Origin of the sequence: Scytonema sp. HK-05, assembly GCF_963872035.1 — a bacterium.
In the GTDB taxonomy this organism is placed as follows: domain Bacteria; phylum Cyanobacteriota; class Cyanobacteriia; order Cyanobacteriales; family Nostocaceae; genus Kalymmatonema.
Genome location: NZ_CAWMYC010000001.1, coordinates 89,839 through 112,716, shown reverse-complemented (window position 1 = coordinate 112,716; position 22,878 = coordinate 89,839). Strand labels below are relative to the sequence as shown.

At 43.5% G+C, this 22,878-nt stretch carries 14 protein-coding genes, 1 tRNA gene and 2 pseudogenes; 8 read left to right on the top strand and 9 right to left on the bottom strand.

The window, feature by feature from the left end:
* Nucleotides 1–402 precede the first annotated feature (402 nt).
* Nucleotides 403–2,013: a bifunctional ADP-dependent NAD(P)H-hydrate dehydratase/NAD(P)H-hydrate epimerase gene (locus AACT52_RS00480; protein WP_073626188.1), complete on the top strand. Its 1,611-nt coding sequence runs from the start codon at nt 403–405 to the stop codon at nt 2,011–2,013.
* Between the two features lie 183 nt (nt 2,014–2,196).
* Here the strand turns inward: AACT52_RS00480 and AACT52_RS00475 are convergent, their stop codons facing one another.
* Both AACT52_RS00475 and AACT52_RS00470 read right to left on the bottom strand, forming a co-directional pair.
* Nucleotides 2,197–6,372, bottom strand: coding sequence for a non-ribosomal peptide synthetase (locus tag AACT52_RS00475; RefSeq protein WP_073626186.1), 4,176 nt, complete (start codon nt 6,370–6,372; stop codon nt 2,197–2,199).
* 1,162 nt (nt 6,373–7,534) lie between these two features.
* Nucleotides 7,535–8,089 carry an Hsp20/alpha crystallin family protein gene (locus tag AACT52_RS00470; protein WP_073626184.1) on the bottom strand — a complete coding sequence of 185 codons (555 nt, stop codon included), beginning with the start codon at nt 8,087–8,089 and terminating at the stop codon, nt 7,535–7,537.
* A 777-nt stretch (nt 8,090–8,866) separates the two neighbouring features.
* Here AACT52_RS00470 and AACT52_RS00465 point away from each other — a divergent pair.
* On the top strand, nt 8,867–9,061 hold the full coding sequence (locus AACT52_RS00465; protein WP_073626393.1) for a DUF2795 domain-containing protein: 195 nt from the start codon (nt 8,867–8,869) through the stop codon (nt 9,059–9,061).
* A gap of 95 nt (nt 9,062–9,156) precedes the next feature.
* A pseudogene (locus AACT52_RS00460) lies at nt 9,157–9,313 on the top strand (zinc ribbon domain-containing protein); the annotation flags it as partial.
* Between the two features lie 431 nt (nt 9,314–9,744).
* Here the strand turns inward: AACT52_RS00460 and moaC are convergent.
* Complete coding sequence (gene moaC, locus AACT52_RS00450; RefSeq protein WP_073626183.1) at nt 9,745–10,248, bottom strand: cyclic pyranopterin monophosphate synthase MoaC; 504 nt, start codon at nt 10,246–10,248, stop codon at nt 9,745–9,747.
* A 37-nt stretch (nt 10,249–10,285) separates the two neighbouring features.
* Here moaC and AACT52_RS00445 point away from each other — a divergent pair.
* A tRNA-Arg gene (locus AACT52_RS00445) sits at nt 10,286–10,359 on the top strand.
* A gap of 45 nt (nt 10,360–10,404) precedes the next feature.
* Here the strand turns inward: AACT52_RS00445 and AACT52_RS00440 are convergent.
* The gene (locus AACT52_RS00440) at nt 10,405–11,631 is read right to left on the bottom strand and encodes an MFS transporter (RefSeq protein ID WP_096549383.1); all 1,227 of its coding nucleotides are present in this window, start codon (nt 11,629–11,631) and stop codon (nt 10,405–10,407) included.
* 334 nt (nt 11,632–11,965) lie between these two features.
* Complete coding sequence (locus AACT52_RS00435; RefSeq protein ID WP_073626179.1) at nt 11,966–12,325, bottom strand: winged helix-turn-helix transcriptional regulator; 360 nt, start codon at nt 12,323–12,325, stop codon at nt 11,966–11,968.
* Nucleotides 12,326–12,643: 318 nt separating this feature from the next.
* Here AACT52_RS00435 and scyF point away from each other — a divergent pair, with 318 nt between their 5' ends.
* Nucleotides 12,644–13,768: a scytonemin biosynthesis PEP-CTERM protein ScyF gene (gene scyF / locus AACT52_RS00430; RefSeq protein WP_073626178.1), complete on the top strand. Its 1,125-nt coding sequence runs from the start codon at nt 12,644–12,646 to the stop codon at nt 13,766–13,768.
* Between the two features lie 429 nt (nt 13,769–14,197).
* Here scyF and AACT52_RS00425 read toward each other — a convergent pair.
* Together AACT52_RS00425 and AACT52_RS00420 are read right to left on the bottom strand one after the other, a co-directional pair.
* Nucleotides 14,198–14,395, bottom strand: a pseudogene (locus AACT52_RS00425) (glycosyltransferase); the annotation flags it as partial.
* Between the two features lie 57 nt (nt 14,396–14,452).
* Complete coding sequence (locus AACT52_RS00420; protein ID WP_198940779.1) at nt 14,453–14,617, bottom strand: hypothetical protein; 165 nt, start codon at nt 14,615–14,617, stop codon at nt 14,453–14,455.
* Nucleotides 14,618–14,678: 61 nt separating this feature from the next.
* Between AACT52_RS00420 and AACT52_RS00415 the strand changes: the two genes are divergently transcribed.
* The 3 genes from AACT52_RS00415 (at nt 14,679) to AACT52_RS00405 (ending at nt 20,912) form a co-directional block, all read left to right on the top strand.
* Entirely contained in the window at nt 14,679–15,854 is a 1,176-nt protein-coding gene (locus AACT52_RS00415; RefSeq protein ID WP_073626391.1) for an RNA-guided endonuclease InsQ/TnpB family protein, read from the top strand.
* A gap of 298 nt (nt 15,855–16,152) precedes the next feature.
* Nucleotides 16,153–17,073 (top strand): hypothetical protein, encoded by a 921-nt coding sequence (locus tag AACT52_RS00410; RefSeq protein ID WP_073626176.1) that lies wholly within the window; start codon nt 16,153–16,155, stop codon nt 17,071–17,073.
* A 419-nt stretch (nt 17,074–17,492) separates the two neighbouring features.
* Entirely contained in the window at nt 17,493–20,912 is a 3,420-nt protein-coding gene (locus tag AACT52_RS00405) for a CHAT domain-containing protein (protein ID WP_337251550.1), read from the top strand.
* A gap of 195 nt (nt 20,913–21,107) precedes the next feature.
* Here the strand turns inward: AACT52_RS00405 and AACT52_RS00400 are convergent, their stop codons facing one another.
* Together AACT52_RS00400 and AACT52_RS00395 are read right to left on the bottom strand one after the other, a co-directional pair.
* A complete protein-coding gene (locus tag AACT52_RS00400) occupies nt 21,108–22,133 on the bottom strand; it encodes a glycosyltransferase family 2 protein (protein ID WP_073626172.1) in 1,026 nt (341 codons plus the stop codon).
* Between the two features lie 15 nt (nt 22,134–22,148).
* Nucleotides 22,149–22,868: a C40 family peptidase gene (locus AACT52_RS00395; protein ID WP_073626170.1), complete on the bottom strand. Its 720-nt coding sequence runs from the start codon at nt 22,866–22,868 to the stop codon at nt 22,149–22,151.
* Nucleotides 22,869–22,878 lie beyond the last annotated feature (10 nt).

The following is a 22,878-nucleotide window of genomic DNA, read 5'->3' as shown; positions in this document are numbered from 1 at the left end:
AGAGCCAAATCTACTTATGCACCTAGTAGTTCGCCAACCCAAAAATGACGGGTAAGTGTAGTTTGTTGTTGGCGCTGTCTTGCCTGCGGCACGCAAGAGCGGCGAACGCTAAAGCGCTCACTACAAACCTAGCTGTGATAGATTACTAGGGGTAAAGAATGCACAAACAAAGCCCACTTCCAGGACATCAAGTTTTTTCGCTCATCAGATGAGCGCACAACCTGCGGCTTGACGCGCATGGTGTTAATTGATATAACAGCCTATTTGTAAACTGGGTAAGTCCTAGAAAAAATTAAATTCCTGATTGTTGAGGATTTGAATATTCGCGGCATGACAGCACGGTATAAGGTAAAGAAGTGTGAGAATTTCAATCAAGTTTCACAGAACTCGTACTTCATGCTAATGCAGGACAGGCAAGAGTTAATTTCACAAGTGGTAGTGACCGCACAGCAGATGCGTGATATTGAAGCGCGTATATTTGCAGCAGGAATGCCTGTAGCGGCTTTGATGGAAAAAGTGGCAGGACTCATTGCCCGTCGCATTCAGGATATCTACCCCCTTTTTTGGGGACAAGAGGGACAAGGTGACAAACGGAAAGCTTCCTTATCCTCCTCATTTCTTTCCCTGAAACAATGGGGATTTCGCGTAGGAATTCTCGTTGGTCCTGGTCATAATGGCGGTGATGCTTTGGTAGTAGCCCGAGAATTGCATTTTCGGGGCTATGAAGTTTTAATATATTGCCCTTTCTCTAAGCTTAAGGAATTAACTTCGCAGCACTTGCAGTATGCCAAGAGTTTGGGTTTACCGTGTTATGAGGCAATTGAGCCACTGCAAGATTGTGATTTGTTGATTGATGGGTTGTTTGGATTTGGCTTAGAAAGAACGCTCACAGATCCAGTTGCAACGGCTATCAATCAGCTCAATGAATGGAATAAACCAATTATTAGTATTGATTTGCCTTCGGGGTTGCACACAGATACAGGTGAGGTGTTGGGAACTGCGGTGCGTGCTACGCACACCTTATGCTTGGGTTTGTGGAAGCTTGGTTTATTGCAAGACCATGCTCTTGATTATGTCGGCAAAGCTGAGTTAGTTGATTTTGATATTCCCTTGGCTGATATACAGGCTGTACTAGGGAATTCACCAAGTATTAAACGTATCACAAAAACAACTGCACTCTCCACTCTGCCTCTACCTCGTCCGTTAGTTACCCACAAGTACAAGGAAGGACATTTACTGCTGATTTGTGGTTCGCGTCGCTATTCCGGAGGAGCAATATTAACCGGGTTGGGCGCGCGAGCAAGTGGTGTAGGAATGCTTTCCATTGCTGTGCCAGAATCACTGAAATCGATAATGGTGGCACAGTTGCCTGAAGCGCTGATTATCGGGTGTCCAGAAACAGATTCTGGGGCGATCGCCCAACTGCAACTTCCACCAAAAACAGATCTGAGTTCATTTAGTGCGATCGCCTGCGGTCCCGGTTTAACACAAGACGCCAGCCCGATTTTACAACAAGTGTTAGATAGCACCAACCCCTTAGTTCTGGATGCTGATGGTTTGAATATCCTAGCTCAAATGGGAACTATACCCACGTTACAAAAAAGACAAGGACAAACAGTACTTACCCCTCACACTGGTGAATTCAAACGGTTGTTTCCTGATATTCCTGATGCCAACAAGGACAGGGTAAAAGCAACGCGGGATGCTGCGGCGCAAAGTGGCGCAGTGGTGTTATTGAAAGGGGCAAGGACTGTTATTGCCAACTCCCAAGGTACCGTTTGGATTAATCCCGAAAGTACCCCAGCTTTGGCGCGTGGTGGTAGTGGAGATGTATTAACTGGGCTTATGGGTGGATTGTTGGCGCAAGCTTCTTCTAAAAAGATATCTGTAGAGGAAATTGTAGCTACTGCTGCTTGGTGGCACTCTCAAGCGGCGATTTTAGCGGCACAAGAGCGGACAGAGTTAGGAGTAGATGCACATACTTTGACAAATTATCTCATAGCTGTCTTATAGCCTGAATCCGCGCTTTATAAAAGCGCGGATTCAGGCTCAAGGCACGAATAAGTTACCTTTTTTAATCATTGAAAGTCCTGTAAATGAAGGCTTACATTTTTTAAAACAGGTAAGTTATTTCTGCGAATTAAAAATACTAAAAGAGTGTTTGTGTCAAGCCCATTTCTCAAAATCCTTAATTTTTTACTGGTTTGAGTTGATGACATACGCCTTCTCTAGGCAAAGCTTTAATTTCTCTGCCAGCACCCGTACATTGGGTTCATCGAGGAGGGAAATGTGAGAGCCGGGAAGATGATGAACATCTATTCCTCCAGCGACTAAGGAGCCCCAACCAAATAGCGGATCGTACTGCATACCTACACCGGTGTCGCGATTCTTATCGTCAGTCCGCAAAAGCGTCATTTGACCGGGATACAGTTGGAAGATATATTGGCTTTGAGCTTGGTCATTAGCGCCTATAATGTCTAAGTGCTTGTCACCCTCAGGGAACCGCTCCGATTCCAACAAACGCTTGTATTTCTCTCGGATCTGGTATGTCCCCCACTCACGCCAGCCCACAAGCTTTCGCTGAAGGTAGGCAGGTCCTTGTTGTCTAAAATTATTTATGTGCTCGAAAATTCGCATCAAGAAGGGCGATCGCTTCTCAGAACCTGGAACACAGGTATCAATCATAGCTAGAATAGCAACTTTTTCACCTTGCGAGTGAAGTTGCTGAGCTATCTCCAAGGCAACTATACCCCCAAACGAGTATCCTCCTATATAATAAGGACCATTGCGTTGAATGATTTGCATTGCTTGTATGTAATGGGCTGCCATGTCCTCAACCCGGGTTAAGGGAGGCTGTTTTCCATCTAGTCCTCGTGGTTGTAGCCCATAAATTGGTTGCTCTGGTCCCAAAAGCATAGCCAAGGGGCGGTAACACAGGATTTCTCCACCGAGGGGATGGACTAAGAATAAAGGTCGCTTGGAACCTTTGGGTTGAATTTTTACTAAGGATGACCAAGCATCTATTGATGTGTCCTCCCCAAGCGCCCCTCTCAAGACGTGATGATCAGTTGCTTTTTCTTCTGTAGAACGGAGCATCTGGGCAAGAGTTTCCACTGTACCTGAAGTGAAGAGTGTGGCTAGGGGAAGTTTTTTGCCGAATTTCTGCTCAATTTGCGCGAATAAATGTACGGCGATCAAGGAATGTCCCCCTATGTCAAAGAAGTTATCTTTGACGCCAATGGGTTGGAGCTGTAAAACTTCTTCCCAAATCTGCGAAAGCTTTTGTTCTAACTCATCGCGGGGAGCAACAAAAGTTGCTTCCTGATCTGATGCTAAGTCAGGTGCTGGAAGAGTGTTGCGGTTGACTTTGCCGGTAGGAGTAAGGGGCAGGGCTGACAACAACACGAAAGCTGAAGGGATCATGTACTCAGGTAGCTTTTCTCTAAGGAAGCGACGCAAGTCACTTATGATGGGTGCTGGTTCTTGATTGGGAACAACATAAGCTACTAAGCGTTTATCGCCCCTGACGTCTTCACGGGCAATGACTACAGTCTGGAGTACAAATGGGTGTTGGCTCAGGACAGCCTCTATCTCTCCCAATTCTATGCGGAAACCCCGTATTTGTACTTGGTAGTCGCTGCGTCCGATAAACTCAATGTTACCATCTTGCAGATAACGTGCTAAGTCCCCAGTCTTGTACAGGCGTGCCCCCTCTTCCTGGCTAAAGGGGTTGGGGATAAATTTCTCAGCAGTCAATTCTGGGCGGTTAAGGTAGCCTCCCGCCGGTCCTCCACCGCCAATGTGCAGTTCTCCAACCACACCAATGGGGACTGGTTGCAGATGCGAGTCAAGTAGATAAATTTGCGTATTCGCGATTGGGCGACCAAGAGGGACGATTTTTACCCGCTCATCCTGTTGGGCAGGAATGGGATAGACTGCAACAGTCCCAGAGGTTTCTGTTTGACCATACATATTGATTAATTGTGCGCCATGCTGGAAACCAAACGTCCACTGCGGGGGAATATCAGACAGCAGTGGTTCGCCCGTAGTCACAATCAAGCGCAATTTATTGTCTAATAGGGCTTGTCTCGTCTGTTGTTCTAAGCCACCTAGTGTGTGAATGCAGTTGCGCCAGTAGGAGGGGATGGTATCAACAACGGTGACATCGTATTTTTTAATTCCGGCAAACAGTGCTCTCGGGTCTTTTCTCTGTTCGGAAGTCGCAATTTTGACAGTAGCACCAGCAGCCAGAGGTACCATTAACTGCCTAACGGAAGATGAGAAAGCGATCGATGCTGTGTGCATATATACATCTTCTGCTGTGATACCGAGCGCTCGTCCCATTGCCTGCGCGTAGTGACACAAATTAGCGTGTGTAACTTGGACCGCCTTGGGCTTTCCGGTTGAGCCAGAGGTGTAAATCACGTAAGCTAAGTTGGCAGCTGTTGCCGTCTGGTTTAAGTTTTCTTCTGAGTGCTGGGTAATTGAATGCCAATCTCTATCGAAGCAAACGACTTGCGCTGTATGTTCGGGTAGTTCTGTTATCAGAAACTCCTGAGTCAACAACACCAAAGGTTGAGAGTTTTGCAACATGAACGCCAAGCGCTCTTTGGGATACGTTGGGTCTAAAGGCACGTAAGCTCCACCCGCTTTGAGAATCCCCAACAGTCCCACAACCATCTCTAGGGAGCGTTCCACAAAAATGCCAACTAGTACCTCTGGACCAACTCCCAAAGTCTTCAGGTAGTGCGCGAATTGATTAGCAAGGGCGTTCAACTCCTGGTAAGTGAGTTGCTGCTCTTCATACATCAGCGCCACAGCGTCCGGAGTGCGTACCAGTTGTTCAAACAACTCATGGATACACTTATCCTGGGGATAGTCGGCATCAGTATCATTCCACTCATACAGTAACTGGTGATGCTCGGCTGCTGTTAGCAGTGGCAATTCGCTAATGTGCTGTTCTGGGTTAGCAACAATCCCTTCGAGCAATGTCTGGAAATGCCCACTCATCCGGCTTATAGTGCAAGCATCAAACAGATCAGTGTTGTATTCCCACAACCCCTGCAGTCCCTGTTCTGTTTCCGAGATTGACAGTGTCAAATCAAACCTGGAGGTAACGTTATCCCAATCGTAGGGAGTTAAGGTCAGCCCTGGTAACTCGAATGTTTGTGGCGGTGTATTCTGCAAGACAAACATCACCTGGAACAGGGGGTGATAGGAGAGCGATCGCTCTGGTTGCAGTTCATCTATCAACTTGTCAATCGGTAAATCCTGGTAGGCGTAGGCGGACATTGCCACATTTCGCACCCTTTGCAACAATTCCCGAAAACTGGGGTTGCCTGCCATATCAGTACGTAGTACCAGGGTATTGACAAAAAATCCAATCAGATATTCTAGCTCAGACAAATTTCGACCTGCTATTGGAGAACCGACCAAAATGTCTTGTTGTCCAGTATATCGGTACAGTTGCGTCTGGAAGGCGGCTAGCAAGGTCATGTACAGTGTCACACCCTCTTGCTGTGACAGTTTAGACAGCGCTTGCGATAAACTTTCGCTTATGACAAAGGATTGCTTTGCACCCTGGTAAGTCTGCACTGGTGGGCGTGGTCTATCAGCAGGCAATTCCAATACTGGATTTGCACCCACCAGCTGCTGTTTCCAATATTTGAGTTGGTTTTCTAGTACCTCCCCAGAGAGCCATTGACGTTGCCAAACCGCAAAATCCGTATACTGGATGGGTTGTTCGGGTAGAGGATTCGGCTTTGCGTTCAAAAACGCTTGGTAGAGGGTTGCCAGCTGCTCAAATAAAATGCTCATCGACCAGCGATCACCGGCGATGTGATGCATGACCAACAGCAGGATGTGCTCTTGAGGCGACAGCACCAATAAGCTCCCGCGTAGCATCAAATCTGATGTTAAATTGAAGGGGCGTTGCGCCTCATGTTGTAAGGTCTGTTGTATTTGGGTGGTGCGTTGGTTTGGCGGACAATCCTTCAGGTCAATCACCTGTAGTTCGAGTGACCGAGGCTCACTAATTACCTGCACTCCTTTGCCATCGGGTGCAAGAAAGTTGGTTCGCAATGCTTCGTGGTGCGCAACAATGGCATCCAGAGACTGCTGTAGTACCGCCACATTCAAGTTGCCTTGCAACTGCAAAGTCTTAGTAATGTGATATGGTGAATTATTAGTATCCAACTGTGCTAAAAACCACAGTCGCTGCTGGGCAAAAGATAGGGGAGCAGATTCAGTCCTAATTTTTTTGGGAATAGTATGCTGTCTTTTGACATCAGCACTTTTGTTTTGAAGTTCTAGCTCTGGTAGTTCTCTTTTGATTGGTGAAACAGGGGCAATCTTTTTGCTGGTATCATCCATATATTCTCATCCTTGATTGCTATTACCTAGTCAACAGAACATAGCCACCCCTACATACATTTTTCCAGTCTTCAGCACCCAAGTATGCTAGTCAGAAAAGTTACTTTCACTACAGTGAAATGCTTTCTTTAATTCTCCTGACTGCCATAGGATAGCTCATGCCAAGTGATTGGCATTTCTATTGAATTGGTCATACGTGAGTGTTTCCGTCTTACTTTTGACGGCAATTAAGTTGGGATAGTTGTTGACTTGTTGTTCAAAACGACTGGTGATTGATTACTCAAGATCTTCTTTTTTGAATTCGATGAACCCGATGGGCAGACTCACAGAACGATTGTAAGTAGCCTGTCGTTGCCAAGAAAGCTCAGGGGTGGTATTCAAGGATTGTTCATTGATATCCCGAGAATCCTGAGTAATTCTTTTAGCTCGCTCTACAAGCGTAGCTGTTTAAATTAAAAAAGACAAAACACAATTTTAATTAACATCTATACAACCAATTGCTTCAGATTGAAGCCAAGAAAATAGAATTTTCTGTTAATTGCAAGAAGTTATTTTGCATGGTTACTGGTTTCTAATTATAATCCTACGATTATAAAATATGTTTGAGTTGACTAAACTGCCGCGATAATTCTAAATGCCTTCAATGTGGATTTAGTTTAGAAACGTAGAGCCACTGTCCGTTTTTGTTATTCTCTATCATACTTTGCCTTTTACAAGGTATTTTATCTTGTAACTACAAAATACTTTGTAACTGGTTTTTATGTAGATTATTTTAAAACTTATTAACTAAGCTGATTGCTATAAATTAGTACTTTTTATAAAATCTTTATCTTATCTTTAAAAAGATATATAGCGATTGTTAGTTACATAAAAGACACGCATACGCTAAGTGGAACGGCAGCAACGAGCAACACAGGCGGAGTTGTTGTTACAAAAACGTCAACAGGTTGAACAGTTGGCAGCTTATTTGCGTTCCATTGGCGCTTACCCTGCCTTTCTAGATAGAGATATAAACATAGTATAAAATCCCCCATGTCCTCAGATAATTTAGGTCTTGGGGGATTTTTGCTAAAATTGTTGTTTGGCTTTGATCACGTTATACCATATACCAAAATATGGCTCGAAAAAGTATCAAGTTGAAGCTATCCGACAAACATGAAAGTTAAGTTGCTTGAGGTATAGTTTGTGCTTGATTTTGTGCTTGATGCTGATCAGTTTGTCCGTTTTGTTGTCCGCTGATAGCTTGATTGCTTTGTCCACCGAGATTAATTGAGACTACTCTGTTTCTTTCTTCCTCAGCTTTAGGCAGAGTTAGGCACAGTACGCCGTTGTTAAATTCAGCTTGAACTTTATCGTTTTGAATCCGAGATGGCAAAGGAATAACGCGTTGGAATCTGCCATAGCGAAATTCCGAACGTCTCATACCTTTGTCTTCTTGCTTAGTCTCAGATTTACGTTCATCAGTGATAGCAACCGCTTCGGCGGTAACTTTTACATCTAAGTCTTTGGCTTCAATCCCAGGAACTTCGATTTTGAGCTTAATTTCTTCGGGAGTTTCGTGAATTTCTGCTGCTGGTATAAAAGAAGAACCAGCGATTTCCGTCTCGCCATCGCCACTAGTCGTCATGCGATCAAACAGGCGATTCATCTCGCGTTGCAATAGCGAAATTTCGCGGAAAGGATCGCCCCGGAAAGGATCGAAACGCATGATTGCCATATTTCCTACCTCCGATATATCTCTAATGCAAGATTTACAATCCTCTTGTTTTAACTTCAAGCTATCAAAGGCAAAAAATTTGCTCCTCAACCAACTGGATGAGTTTTTGTTTGTAATAAAATGTATATCCAATTACAAAAGTTTTGGAGTTATTTGTTACGTTTTACTAATAGTTATTACCTTAATTAGATAGTTTCTTCCTACATACATCCTCATCCAATCAGGGGAAATTACCCTGATTCTTTTGATAGAGGTAGCAAATGCATCCACTTGTCAAGATGTAAATGACCTTTAGAGGTGGGTCAACACCCCTGCCTAAAGACTAGGGGCGATCATCGCCTCAAACCTAAGCGGATTAGTTGACCCGACTCAGTACTTCGTGTACTACGTTAACGGTAAGCGTTTAAGTTCCTACCTACGGATGCTAACGCCCGTCTGTAGCTCTAGAAATCAAGGATTAAACAGGCTTAGAGGGTTAAGCCAGTGTCTTTGATATAGTACCGACCGTTAACAAAGTCTCGGCTAACTTTACTCCCTTCGGGGAAGGCTCAACGGAGCAAAACATTATGCGTACAGGGTGAAAGAGTTGAGATGGTGAGCCAGTACTGAAGGAGGGTCTCCCTCCTTGGAGGTACATGGCGAACCCGTAAGGGTAATTGTCCCATCTAAAGTACATTACAAAAGTACACCAAATCAAGTAACCCCAAGGCGGGAATGGTTCACAAAATGCAAAGCCGTCCTATAAGGACGGGGTTTCTACCCAAATTTTCGATGAAAATGGCTAAAGTCAATCCAATCCAACTGCAAAAACATCTGAAAGGTGTTGACTATCCAGCTAGTAAAGAACAATTGATTCAACACGCGCAAAAGCAAGGCGCTGACGATAATGCTATTTCAGCGTTGCAACAAATACCAGATCAGGAGTACGAGACTCCAACTGATGTCAGCGCCGCTGTAGGCGACATTGAGTAGGATACTACGTCAAACTCGCTGGGAATAATATACCGCACAGATATAAGTCACCCCTAGAGTGAAAGTTTAGGGGTGATTTGCTTTAAGCTATTTAAAAGTTACATGAACGTTGGCATTCTTGCCAGTGTGGTTGCAGTCTCGACCGTGACCACAATGCAGCGATAAATATAAAAAATAGAGCGGTAGGGCATTCCGTTCTTAAAACTAAGAGCCTCCGCGCGCAATAGCCGGATTGTCTTGGAAGCCTACACGAGCGTCCGAAGGACGAGTGTAGGAGCTTCTTTATTATCTTGTTTTGCGCGAGTGATATTACCCAAACTGAGCAAAGACAGCATGATATCATCTTTTGACTGTAATTTCTGAGCAATGCCTAAACTTTGCTTTACCGTTCTACTCTCCCATCGCCTAGTGCGCAGATGCTTAAGTAAGTTTTTAAACTGTGCGTGTGGACTTTGCAAGGCTCAGTATCTCCTTGCGACACCTGGAGTATGATACTAACTCAATCACCGAATCATTGCAATCGCTACTTTTGGCGTTGGTTGGTTCAAAGGTATGTAGGCGTACATAGCGGTTCTGGTGTTGAGTGCAATACATCAAGAAATAAAAACCACAGATGGACACAGATGGACACAGATAAATAATTACTTCATCCAAACCAGAAGCGCTATATCCCTCAGCAACGGTTATGACTCGACTTGGTAATCTCCAGATTTCCCGCCAGTTTTACTAACCAACCTAATCGATTCAATTTGAATCGACTTTTCCAAAGCTTTCGCCATATCGTACAACGTCAGGGCGGCAACAGAAACAGCGGTTAAGGCTTCCATTTCGACTCCAGTTTCAGCTTTGGTTCTGACTGTTGCTTGGATGTGATAACCAGGTAATTCTGGATCAGGTGTTACCTGTACTTCGATTTTTTGCAACGGTAAAGGATGACACAGAGGAATCAAAGAAGCTGTTTGTTTGGCTGCCATAATCCCAGCTATTCTTGCAGTTGCCAATACATCGCCTTTGGGAGCATTCCCTGCTTGAATGGCAGCGAGGGTTTCGCTTAGCATCCTGACTCTGGCTGCGGCTACTGCTTGGCGAACGGTGGGGGCTTTACCAGACACATCAACCATCTGAGCTTGACCCTGATTATCCAGATGGCTCAAGTTAGCAGATAAAATTTCAGAATTTTCTTGCATCTTTTGGAAAGAGTATGCTAATATTAAATTCTTGTAAGGGTGTGTAGCTCAGTGGACTAGAGCACGTGGCTACGGACCACGGTGTCGGGGGTTCGAATCCCTCCTCGCCCGTTATTGTAGAGACGCAAATTTTTGCGTCTCTACAATTTTAAGTATTTAGGTATCTTTCAAGGCATAAGCATCTTGACCTCGACCGAGAGCAAAGCGCAGTGAACTGGGTAAGTCTTTGCTGGACAGGGTCAGGAAGATGAGAATGCCTAAAAATGTTAAAAGGGCGCATAGACCAAACATATTTCTATAGCCAATATATTCGGCAACAGAACCAAAAGCTGGAGCTGCGATCGCAATCCCAACATCCATTCCCATCAGACATATAGCAAATATCTGCCCCCGTTCATAAGGCTGCGCGCGGTCTACCATCATAGCTGCAATCATGGGAATCAAAGTGCCAGAAGCAGCCCCCTCAATCATTGCTGCAAACAAGAAAGCTGTGGGACTATTGGCTAGCCACAAAATTGACATTGACAGGGTGTAAAAAACTAGACTGAGGGTAATAAACAAACCACGACCGAGGCGATCGCTTGCCTTTCCAGTGAATATTCGTATACCAAAGCTGGCAACTGCTCCTGCTGTATAAAACAAGCCTGGATTCAAATTTACCCCAGTTGATTTGATGAACAACGGGATAAAGGTGTGTAAAGCACCAAAAGCCAAACCAACGATCAACATGATTATGGCTGGAGTTCTCACCCTGGGGCTGCTCACAATTTGCCAAAATTGACTGTTTTTGGTGTCACCTTGTTGTTGTATTGCTACTGGTGGGTTAACGATTGCCAAGATTCCCAAAAAGGCAACAAAAGCCAATTCAGCGGTGATCAGAAATAAAATCTGGTCACCAATCCCAGCTTGCAAATATCCGCCTAAAGCTGGTCCAATTGCGACCCCAATTGGATTGACCAAACTCATGTTACCAATGATTTCACCCCGCTTTTCCACAGGAGCGATGTCCGCCACCAACGCATTGAAACCAGTAGTAAAAGCAGCGATACTGATGCCATGAAAGGCACGCAGTAGTATCAGCAGGGGAATAGATTTGATCGACAAGTAGCCAAGGGGTGCGATCGCAGCCACCAGCGTACCGATAAGCAACACAATTTTGCGACCCCGCCGATCCGCCAAGCGTCCCAACAAAGGGCGAAATAACAACAGTCCGATGGCAAAGCTGCCTAGCACAATCCCAATTTGCTGCTTTGTTGCCCCCACAGACTCAATATATAGTGGTAGCGTTGGCAGTAACGAAGCCAAGCTAGACCAGAATAATAAACCTGCCGCAAATAAAACCAGCAGGTTGTTCCGCAATTGGGTATCTATTGTGCGAGACATGTTCACAGCAGATGCAAGTTAATGTTAGCTTTGTTTAACCTTTTACCAGTAAATACAATTAAATACAATGATGGCTCTTTCTAAAATGATACCTAACTCAGTGGATTTAGAGGCATATTTGTGAAAAATAGTAAAAGATATTACTAAAACCTCTATGTACTGTAGTGTGAGAAACCGTTGTGTAACAGAGCAGTTGTATTTGATTTGTGAACTTGACTTGTGAACAACGAACCACAGAGGACACAGAGGAAAGAAACTCAGAAAATTTGACAACTCAATTAGGATTGCTATGTACGACCCTTAATGAACAGTTGAGGGTTAGATGTAGCATTTGTTATTTTCCTGGCGCTGGTAGCCCTATTTCAGGATGTTCCGGTAAATACCACTTGTGGGCGATCGCCGCTAGTTGATCTAACACTACGATTAGGTCTTGTGCTTTTTCGGTTAAACCGTAAGTCACTTGAGGTGGGATTGTTGGCTCATAATCGCGATAAATTATTTCTGCCTCCTCAAGCATTCGTAATCTCTCAGTGAGAACTTTTGACGAAATACCTTCTATCTGGCGTTTTAGCGCACCAAAGCGCGTGGGTCCTTGCTGGCGCAAAATCCAAAGAATGTAGAACGTCCAAGGTCCACCTAGTAGGTTTAATAACGTGCCCACAGGGCAACTGGCAGGTTCTTTAAACAGAGTCATAGTTTCTTGGTAGTGTCGTGGTTACTTGAAAGTACCTACTTTACATTTTTAACTAGTAACTTATAGTAACTAATAGAAGGATACAAGTCCTACACCTTGCTTTGTTGCCTGCAACATACCCTGATATTCTCGGTTAGAAGCTTGTGAGCCAAGGGAATCATAAGCTAAACACTGAATATCCAAAGCATTAAGATTTACCAAAAAATAAGCAAATTCACTAAAAACTCCACAGCGACAAGCTGAAGGAGTGGTTCGATTGCGCGTTGATCAGCACTGTTATGCCAGAGCGTGAAATTTACACAACTAGGAGTTCAAGACATGAAATTCGTAAAAAATTTGTCAATCGCTATTGTCAGTGCTGGATTCATGGTTTTGGCAGCCGCTGCTCAAGCCAAGTCGGTAAACTTAGAATATGATCGTAGTGTTGGCAGCCCTGGCACCGAACCTGGACAGATTCTTCTACCCCAAGGCATAGATGTGCAGGCAGGAACCGGGTATATTTTTATCAGTGATTCTGCTAACAATCGTGTTTCAGTATTCGACCAAAACAGTAACTTTGTTAAAACCATTGGCAGCTTAGGCACCGGAGCAGGACAGTTCAATGGGACAGCGGATCTTGCATTCGACAAGCTGACTGGGAACCTTTATGTGGATGATGTTTACAACAGTGAAATTGATGTTTTCGATGCTGATGGAAACTATCTGAAATCCTTTGGCTCATTTGGTCCTCAACTTGAGGGTAGACCGTTCTATGGACCAGGAGGCGTCGCATTCGATGCGGCAGGAAATTTTTACGTCGCAGATTATACTGCTGATGCTATCAAGGTATACGATAGAGACGGGAACCTGATCAAAACAATTGGTAGCTCTGGCACTGGATCGGGACAGTTTCAGGGACCGTCGGGTTTATCAATCTCTGAAAAATCTGGAAATATCTACGTAACCGATCAACTCAACAACCGCTTTCAAGTCTTAGATCCTCAAGGTAATCCTCTGTTGGTCGTTGGCGGCGAAGCGGGTAACGGACGCGGGCAGTTAAATGGACCAGTTGCGATAGAGGTGGACGACGAAGAGAATATCTATGTGGGTGACACTCTCAACAACCGTATCCAGGTATTCGATAAAAACGGTAATTATCTGACTGAATTTGGTACAAGTGTTCCCAACGCCCAGCCAGAACCGCTTGCACCAGGAGCATCGTTACCCGAACCAGGGCAGTTTAATTGGACTGTGGGCGCACACTACAATGATGGGAAACTTTATGTGAGTGACTTCTACAACAGTCGTGTCCAAGTGTTGAACGTCAAAGGCAGAACCTCAGTGCCTGAACCTACATCAGTGTTAGGTTTAGGGTTGTTCGGACTTGGGGTTGCTGTTCAATTACGGAAAAGGCAGCAAAAGGCAGCAGTGAGTTTAGATGAACTTGACAAGACTGCTGTTTAATGCTTTTTTAAACAGCAAGTTGACATTAGACCTCTTGCGCGAATCAAATTATAGCGGTTCTTAATTGAATTTATTTCAGTTCTAATTTTCTTGTGGGACAGGTGTCCTCACCTGTCCTCTAGATTAGGGCGGGCAAGATGCCACACGTGTCAACTTAAGGTGAAAACCAGTATAGAACAAGCTTTTAGAGATTGCCTCGTTCCCAGCCTCAGGCTGGGAATGCCTACTGGGAGGCTCTGCCGCAATTAAGGGAGGCAGAGCCGCTTCAAGGGCATTTCCTGCTTAGACCTGGAAACGAGATTTTAACGAGATTTTACGAGGGTTTTGGCTTAAGTTGACACCAATGGCAAGATGCCCACCCCACAAGAGCTATATTGCATACAACACCAGAACCGCTATATACTTAGCGCTATTCGTACAAGAAGTCTATTAGTTTACACTTTTTGTGACCACCTCACGGACACGATAAATAGGACGTCCTTGAGACTCATGGTAAGTACGCATTAGCAACTCAGCCAACAAACCGAAGCAAAACAGTTGCACTCCAGTGACTAGCAAAAGAACCGCCAAAATCAGCAGAGGGCGATCGCCAATATCTTCATGAAAAGCAAATTTGACAAAAGTCAACTAATTCCGCGAGATTCCCCATCCCTTTACAGGGTGGGTGAGGTTGCTAGGGAAAAGTTACTGGGTGGATGCCCCTAACTTTTCCAATCTCTTCTCCAATGAACGAACAAACTCTCTGAATACATCAGTCTGTGTTCTACCTGTTAGTTCACAGTACTTATGTACAATCTCCTTTTCTTGTTCAGTTATCCGAAAGTTCATCATTTCTTTACGTACAGCCATTATTATCTCCTGGTTATTGTGTAGCTATGTGCTATACAATATAGCAAAGGAGGTGATTGATTTGGCTGTTCAAACAATAACTGTCAGGAATAAGTTGATTTTGCAAAACAGCCAGCAACACGATGCAATTAACAAGACGCTCAAACAATTCGCTTTTGCTTGTAACCAGATGCTTGCAGTTGCCAAAGCCGAGAATTGCTGGAATCCTGCCAAGCTCCAAAAGCTAACCTATTACGACATTAGAGCAATCACGCAGCTGAAAGCTAACCACGTTTGCAATGCTGTGCGTCGTGTCGTTAATGCTAAATCATCTACAGGCAAGGTAAAGGAATTTAGAGCAACTAGCATTGCTTTGGATGTTCGCACCTTCATTTACAAAGACGGCTCTGTGGGCATCACACTAGTAGATAAGCGCCACTGGTTTGAGTGGAAGTTGTCCTATGAGCAAAAGAAGTTGCTAGAGGGTAAACATAATCGCTTTGCAACGTTGTCTCGTACCCGCAGTGGTCAGTACTTTCTGAATGTTGCTGTAGAGGTTGATTGTGATAAACGTTATGTCTCGAAGAACAAAGCCATTGGTGTTGACCTTGGTAGACGCGCTATTGCGGCAATTTCCACTGGCGAATCTTGGGATGGCGAGCAGTTAAACAAGACGCGTGATAGATACGCTAAAGTTAGAGCAAATGTTCAGTCCCGGCGCTCTCGGTCTGGTCGCAGACTGCTTAGAAGGCTAAGTGGACGTGAACGACGCTTTCAGCAGTGGGTAAACCACAACATTTCTAAATCGATTGTCGGCATTGCCAAAAAGGACAGTGCAATCATCAGTATGGAGAACTTGACCAATATCAGGCAGTCTTTGAATGCTAAGCCTCGTAACAGACAGGAACGTAGACGATCTAATAATTGGGCGTTCTATCAGCTACGGCTTTTCATTCAGTACAAAGCCAATATTGCTGGTATTCCAGTTGTGTTTGTACCACCAGCCTATACAAGCCAAGTTTGCAGCCACTGTCTACGTATCCATCCTGATCCTGCAAAGTCTTTTCGCAATGAAAAGCGCTTTGTGTGTGGGTATTGTGGCGCTGACTGCGATGCTGACTACAATGCTGCGCGAAACATCGCAGCGTACGGGGTGACTATAAACTCGCCCGAAGCACCAAAATTATCCTGTGGACTTGTTCCGCAGTTTGTTTTAGGGGCAAAACCCCACCAAGAGCCTTCAGGCAGGGTGGGGTAGTTTATGTAAATTCCAATCGCCCCACCTGAAGCCATCGCAATCAACCCCCACAGCCCAAAAACATGATCGGGCGTGTGAGGCACGGATATTTATGTAATTAGAGCAAAAAATATGTCATAACAATTACCTTTTACCTAAAAGATTGGCAGCTTAGTGTTATATTAATTGCAGTATATTCAGAGAATATCCGTAAAGACAGTTGTGAGGGTGTATGGATAGCAAAAAGTATCCAAATGCTTTGTAGTGAAAGACTAATCAATGTCTTTTACCGTCAAACTAACCTATATCAAATCAAACAATGTCTGATAAAATTTACCCACCCCACCCACAGGAAGCTGATACTTTACTGGCTGGTTTACTCGAAGAAGTAAAAACATGGGAAGGCACACTGGCTGGTGGTACAAAACTTGGTGTAGGTGCAGCAGCCGTTGAGAGTTTGGTTCAAACAAAAGTTGAGTTTGGCAACCCTAGGAATCATTTAATTTTACTTACGGAAGAAATCTTTAAAGACATTGGGGTTGAGTTAAACAGTATTTATCGACAACAGATGCGTGACGCGTATGACTTCTATTACATGACCGTCACAGTTGATTTACGTCCCAAACCAGGCGCTAGGTTTTCGCGGTTGTGCTGTGAGCTTGTCTTCAGTTCCGAAGGTGAGAATGAGCCAATTGTTGAGAAAATTTTCCCAAACAGCAAATGGCGATCTGTGATGAAGTTGGGAGTTGGCATGAATTTGGGTCTCAACGGAAACCTTGATTGGAGTGTGGGAATTGATGCGTCTCAAGTAGCGGAAATTGCTGACCTTCCTGGCAATCTCAAGGCTAATGTAGCTAGTAACAACGAGCTTAAAGCATTCATTGTTGTATCTGACTATGCTTATGAAGTCGGTGGGTTTGAAATTCTTGCTCAAGGTGAAGGTAATTCCACTTGTTACTGGCGCATTGAAGAGCCAGACATCCAGAAAATGGCGACAGTAAAATTTGCCATTGTTTTCAAAGTTTCTAAGGGGACAGAATCGATTAATCTGCGTGGTATTGCCTGGGCTGAACCGAATAAAAACTGGCTTATTTCTAAGATCCGTAATGTGTTTAGCAAGTTGTCAGATAGCTGGAAAAACCGATTACAGTCTGAGGATGAGGCTGCTAGTAAGCTTGCTGAACTGACGGCTTCTGAAGTATGGACATTGGACTTGCCCAAGGCAACCATAAAATCATAGAACTTTTGTTGTAACTCTACAGTGGTGTATTTAAAGAGGAGCGCTGCTACCGAAGGACTAATTAGTTTGGTTTCATAAAGCAGTAATCTATGAACAAAGAATACTACACCTATCGCATTCGTGTTGCTAACTATAACTATGTGCAGGTTGAAAAGTGGGATGACCGAAATCAACCCCTTGATCAACCCACCGGAAAGTTTCGTTTCCATGAGAAGCTGACACAAGAAATCAAAGAACTCCTCCAAATCACCCGTAACGATGAACTAAATGACTACAACCAGTCACGATTGCTGGGAGAAGCTTTGTTTGATGTGCTGTTTGACGATAATCTGATCTACGATTTTGTCGATTTTTACGAAGAAGTTGTTGGTGTTAAACAGCACCTACTACGGGTAGAACTGGATATTGATGAGCGCAGGATGCCAGAAGTAGCAGCTTTGCCCTGGGAATTTATGCGTTTACCCGAAAGGATTAATGAAGGCACGATTTGGCTAGGGACTAACCCCAATGTGGCCTTCTCCCGTCATCAAAGGCAACGGACTCAAGCACAACCAATTCAGCTAAACAACAATGAAAAGCTTAGGATTGCCTTAGTTGTATCTGCACCTAAAGGTTTAGGCAAGGTTGAGTATAAGCCAGTACAGACGGCTTTGGAGGAACTAGCTGCTAAACAACCACAACGGATTGAGTTGTTACCAGTAGTTAATCAAGCTAACCGTGAAAAGGTTGATGCTGTCTTGGCTAAAAAACCACACGTTTTTCACTTGATTGGGCATGGTCGTTTGAAGGATGAAAACAAGCAGGAAGTAGGGCAAATTGCCTTTGTAGACGAAATCACCAAGGAGGCAGACTGGATTGATGCAGAAATCTTCGGCGAACTCTTCACCCGATATCGCCCAGGAGTTGTAATATTGCAGGCATGTGAAGGGGCAATGCAGTCTGAGTCACAAGCTTTTGTTAGCGTTGCTTCTAAAGTGGTTCAGCAAAAAATTCCGGTTGTTGTGGCAATGCAGTATGAAGTTACCAACTTTACAGCCAGTTGCTTCGCCGATTCCTTCTATGAAAAACTAGCGCAAGGCGAGCCGGTGGATATAGCGGTACAGGAAGGTCGGCGAACAATTGGCAATAATTCAACGGAATATCGGACACGTGATTTTGCCACGCCTGTCATCTTTATGCAAGTGCGAGATGGTCACTTGCAACCGCCTTTGCCAGATCTAAATTTTGTGGGGCGTGAAGAAGCGATCGCCCACCTCAAAACTTGTGTCAGCCAAGGAGCAAAAGTCATTGTTATTGAGGCTGCTGGCGGTGTTGGTAAAACAATTTTAGCAGAACAATATCTCCAAACTCAAGAGTTTGACTTGGTGCTACGACTTGATGTGGCAAAGGAGACTCAGAAAATTGCTCCAGTAGAACGTGAGATTGGGCGTTGGCTGCAGGAATACTTTGATGAAAAGCAAGTGTTGGAATTTGACAGTGCCTTGAATAAACTCAGGAAAAAGCTCGAAGACCGTAGTAAAAAGATTGGGATACTGATTGATAACCTCGAACCAGCACTAGATAAAAGTGGTAAGTTTATCCAGCCTCATCGTGGCTATTTAGAGTTATTGCGGGTTTTGGCTGGTTCATTAGTACAGTCATTAACACTGATTACCAGCCGCGAGCGTCTGCATGAATCTGAAGTCACTGTTCAGAATTATTCCTTAAAAGGTTTATCTTTTGAGACATGGCAGCAAGTTTTTAACAGTCGCCAGATTTTTCCAACCAATTCCCCCAATCTAGCCACTATGCACAAAGTGTACGGGGGTAATGCAAAAGCAATGCGAATACTCAGTGGTGCTATCCAAAATGATTATGCAGGAAATTTAGAGAAGTATTGGCAAGATAATCAGAGGGATTTGTTAATTGAAAGAGATTTAAGAGATTTAGTTACCAGTCAGTTTAACCGTCTGGAACAACACCACTCTCAAGCTTTTAAACTCCTCTGTCGTTTGGGATGTTATCATTATCAAGATATCGCCACAGTTCCACTTGAGGGGCTTTTGTGTTTGCTTTGGGATGTGCCAGAATCAGAACGTCAGCAAGTGGTTTCTTCCTTGCATGACCGTTTTTTAGTAGAGTTAGTAGAGTTAAACGATAAAAATAGTGAGTACTCTCTGCATCCAGTAATTCGGGAAGAAGCAATCCAACGGAAGAACAGTGAAAATTGGGAGTATGTTAATCTCAGAGCAGGTGAATTTTATCGTAATTCTGCAGAAAATCTTAATAACAATCCAGGTGAGTTTTATCGTAATCATGCAGAAAATCTTAACAACAATTTTCCGAATAGCACCCAAGCAGTAAAAACCCAAGCAGTAAAATATGCTTTTGAAGCAATTGAACATTTTTTAGAAGCTCAGGAGTTTGAAAAATGCTATCAAAGTTTACTGTATATCTTAGAAGCAGAAAATAATCTGGAAAATTTACGCTGTTCTGAAAACTTATGGTCATATACAAACCAAATAATTGAAGTATCTAAAAAGCTGGCAGAGAAGTTAACTGGATTAACTAAAGCCATTACTTTAATACCACTAGGAGTCCTCTATCCTGAAATTGGTAAAAACTACCAAGCTATTAAAGTAAGTCATGAAATTATAGCGATTATAAACGGAATCAAAGAAGATTATAGAATTCCTACAAAAATCAATAAAAAACCTCATGCTAAAAGGAAAATAGCTACAAAAATAATGTCTGCGATTAGGCAGATATTTCATCTCTTAGCTAGAGCAGGAAAGGTGATTTTGAAAAGAGGCAAGTTTACAAATACTAGAAACTTGTATAAAAAATCTAAGGAAAATGATGAGAGGCTTATATTTGCTGAAATATCAGCTTACTTAGTTTCTGGTAGAGCCAATAAATTTATTGGTAATTTTTCAGAAGCTTTGAAAGCCTGCGAAAAAGCAAGTAAAGTTGCACAAGATGCTAGGGGGTCAGTAGATTCACCTAAACTTAATTATTGGAGAGCTTTAGCATTATATGAACTTGGAACAGTGCATTTAGAACAAGCTAGAACAAAAGAATCATTGGCTTGCTCTATTGAAGCAGGAAAAGCTGAAGCAGGAAAAGCATTACGTTGCATCGGAGCTTCTGCATTTTTGGCAACTAACATCACACATACCGTCACACAAATTCCGGAAGAAATTTATAACTTTTTAAACACTCCAATAGAGGAAGTGCCAAATCGTTTAAAAAGCATTATTGACAATAGTGTTATCGAATCAAAAAACAGAGACAAGGATTATACAAAAAAATTTCGTATTTTACATAATATTGGTAGATGTCTAAATTCGATGGAGAAATATTTATTTGCCGAAATAGTACTCAACAAAGCTCTCAAGATTTTAGAAGACAGACCAGATAATCTTAATAGAGTATGGTCGTACCTAGAACTTGCCTCATGCTACTCAGCTAGAGACAAAATTAAGGCACAAGAGTATTATAATAAGGCGCTAGAACTTTTAGATGAAGTACCAACTCTTTGTAAAGCTTTTACTTTGAGTGAATACGGTGATTTCATCTATCAGCAGGGATTATATAGAGAAGCAGTAGAGAAATATCAGCAACTAGAAATATGTCTGAAAGACACAGAGTTTGAATATCTGAAAGCGCGTAACTATTACAGCATTTGCATGACTTATTTAGAGTTGTCACCGGATGAAAGAGACGCAATAATTTCTTTAGAGCAAATAAGAGATTATTTAGAAGAATGTAAAAATATATCTGAGAAATTACAATTAAACTACTTAGTTACAAAAGTAAGCGAACTAAAAAGAAAAATTAAGGAACAAATTTTAAAATAATTTTTGAAAAAATATGACATTTTTTCAAAAAATAGTTTAACTTTTCATCTAGCGTTCATCACTAAAACTGCTCCCTTCGTCAGCCAGGGGAAGCAGGGGAAGCACAAGAGGAAAAACGCCCCTTGCACGCCTTAGCTACCTCTCCCTGCCTGTCCTGTCTCAATAGGTATTTTTTGAGGATAAAGGGGGTAATCCTTAATCGCTAGTTCCCACTCCTTTTTTTCCAACTATCTCACGCACGCGATAAATAGGGCGTCCTTGAGACTCATGGTAAGTACGCATCAGCAACTCTGCCAACAAACCAAAGCAAAAGAGTTGCACTCCAGTTACTAGTAACAGAACTGCTAAAATCAGCAGAGGGCGATTGCCAATATCCTCACCAAAAGCAAATTTGACAAAAGTCAAATAAATTCCTATCAGCCCACCCGAAACTATGGAAAACAACCCTAACAGCCCAAAAACGTGCATCGGGCGCGTGAGGAACTTTTTCATAAAGGAAATGGTTAACAAATCCATCAACACACGGAACGTCCGCCCCAACCCATACTTACTACGACCAAAGCGACGGGCGTGGTGACGCACGGGCATTTCCGTAATTCTTGCGCCTTCAATGTAAGCCAAAGCAGGAATGAATCGGTGCAATTCCCCATAAAGGTTCATATCTGCCACCAGTTCTGTGCGATAGGCTTTCAGTGAACAACCATAGTCATGGATTTTCACCCCAGTCATGCGCTGAATTAGCCAGTTGGCAATTTTGGAAGGGAGTAATCGATCCAAAGCAGCATCTTGTCGGTTTTTCCGCCAACCACTGACCAAATCGTAGCCTTCCTCCAGCTTTGCCAACAGCATAGGTATATCTGCTGGATCATTCTGGAGATCGGCATCCAAAGTGACGATCGCTTTACCCAGGGCATAGTAAAACCCAGCAGCCATCGCCGCAGTTTGACCGTAGTTGCGACGCAGAATCACCGCTTTTAAATCATTGCGGATTTCCGCTTGTTCTTTAAGAAAGCGCGGCGAACCATCTGTGGAACCATCATCCACACAGATGATTTCATAACTTAAGTCAGTAGCAGATAATGTGGATGCGATCGCCTCGAGCAAATGAGGCAAACTTTCCACTTCATTATGCACCGGCACCACGACCGAAACATCCGGGACAACCAATGATATCGCCTCATTTTGTCCAGCAAGCCCATTAGAAACCAGTCCACTCCTCATATTCCTCTTTTATCCTCAGCGTTGTTGAGGTTCGTAACTCTTGACCACTCTTCCAGCACCGCGCAGTTGCTGGTAATATGACTGACTGATCTCATCTTCTTGTTCCGAAAGAGAGTCAATGGCAATCCCATTACGCCCTTTATCTTTCCCGGAACTATGGATGTAGCAGCCATTCCCTAAATAGAGTCCCACATGAGTTGCTTTTTGGAAACCAAAGAACACGAGATCACCTGGTTGTAATTCTGTAATAGCAATAGGTTGGGTGAAAGCTTCCTGCTGATAGGCATCTCTGGGTATGCGAAGATCTACCGAAGCGAACGCTGCTTGCATCAATCCCGAACAATCGTAATTTGGTCCTACCGTACCACCCCAAAGGTAATAATTTGGCTGTTGCATAGCTTTTTGGGTAAACGCTATCACCTTTGGCAATCGTTTTTTAATCTCAGATTCAGAAAATGTTTTCGCTTTATAAGGTACAGTGCATGGTTGTAACAAACTCAAATCTGAAAGCGACAGCCATCCTGGATAGTCATCTTCACACAAACACACCTGTAGAGACGCGTCATGGCACGTCTCTACATCCTGATAGTTTGATGTCACCCACAAATGTCGCCCAGTTGCAGCTTGAGTTGCCAGTCGCTGACAACTGGGAGAATCATATATGTTGAGGTCAGCTAGGCACTGGTACTCACCCGATTTGAAATTTTGTATTTTGAATTCTAGATTAGAGGACATCCTTGAACAA

Coding starts and splice junctions, on each gene's coding strand:
- AACT52_RS00420 (WP_198940779.1), bottom strand. CDS start 14,617: ATGGCTGTACGTAAAGAAATGATGAACTTTCGGATAACTGAACAAGAA.
- AACT52_RS00400 (WP_073626172.1), bottom strand. CDS start 22,133: ATGAGGAGTGGACTGGTTTCTAATGGGCTTGCTGGACAAAATGAGGCG.
- AACT52_RS00405 (WP_337251550.1), top strand. CDS start 17,493: ATGCCAGAAGTAGCAGCTTTGCCCTGGGAATTTATGCGTTTACCCGAA.
- AACT52_RS00470 (WP_073626184.1), bottom strand. CDS start 8,089: ATGGCAATCATGCGTTTCGATCCTTTCCGGGGCGATCCTTTCCGCGAA.
- AACT52_RS00480 (WP_073626188.1), top strand. CDS start 403: ATGCAGGACAGGCAAGAGTTAATTTCACAAGTGGTAGTGACCGCACAG.
- AACT52_RS00435 (WP_073626179.1), bottom strand. CDS start 12,325: ATGACTCTGTTTAAAGAACCTGCCAGTTGCCCTGTGGGCACGTTATTA.
- scyF (WP_073626178.1), top strand. CDS start 12,644: ATGAAATTCGTAAAAAATTTGTCAATCGCTATTGTCAGTGCTGGATTC.
- AACT52_RS00475 (WP_073626186.1), bottom strand. CDS start 6,372: ATGGATGATACCAGCAAAAAGATTGCCCCTGTTTCACCAATCAAAAGA.
- AACT52_RS00465 (WP_073626393.1), top strand. CDS start 8,867: ATGGCTAAAGTCAATCCAATCCAACTGCAAAAACATCTGAAAGGTGTT.
- AACT52_RS00395 (WP_073626170.1), bottom strand. CDS start 22,868: ATGTCCTCTAATCTAGAATTCAAAATACAAAATTTCAAATCGGGTGAG.
- moaC (WP_073626183.1), bottom strand. CDS start 10,248: ATGCAAGAAAATTCTGAAATTTTATCTGCTAACTTGAGCCATCTGGAT.
- AACT52_RS00440 (WP_096549383.1), bottom strand. CDS start 11,631: ATGTCTCGCACAATAGATACCCAATTGCGGAACAACCTGCTGGTTTTA.
- AACT52_RS00410 (WP_073626176.1), top strand. CDS start 16,153: ATGTCTGATAAAATTTACCCACCCCACCCACAGGAAGCTGATACTTTA.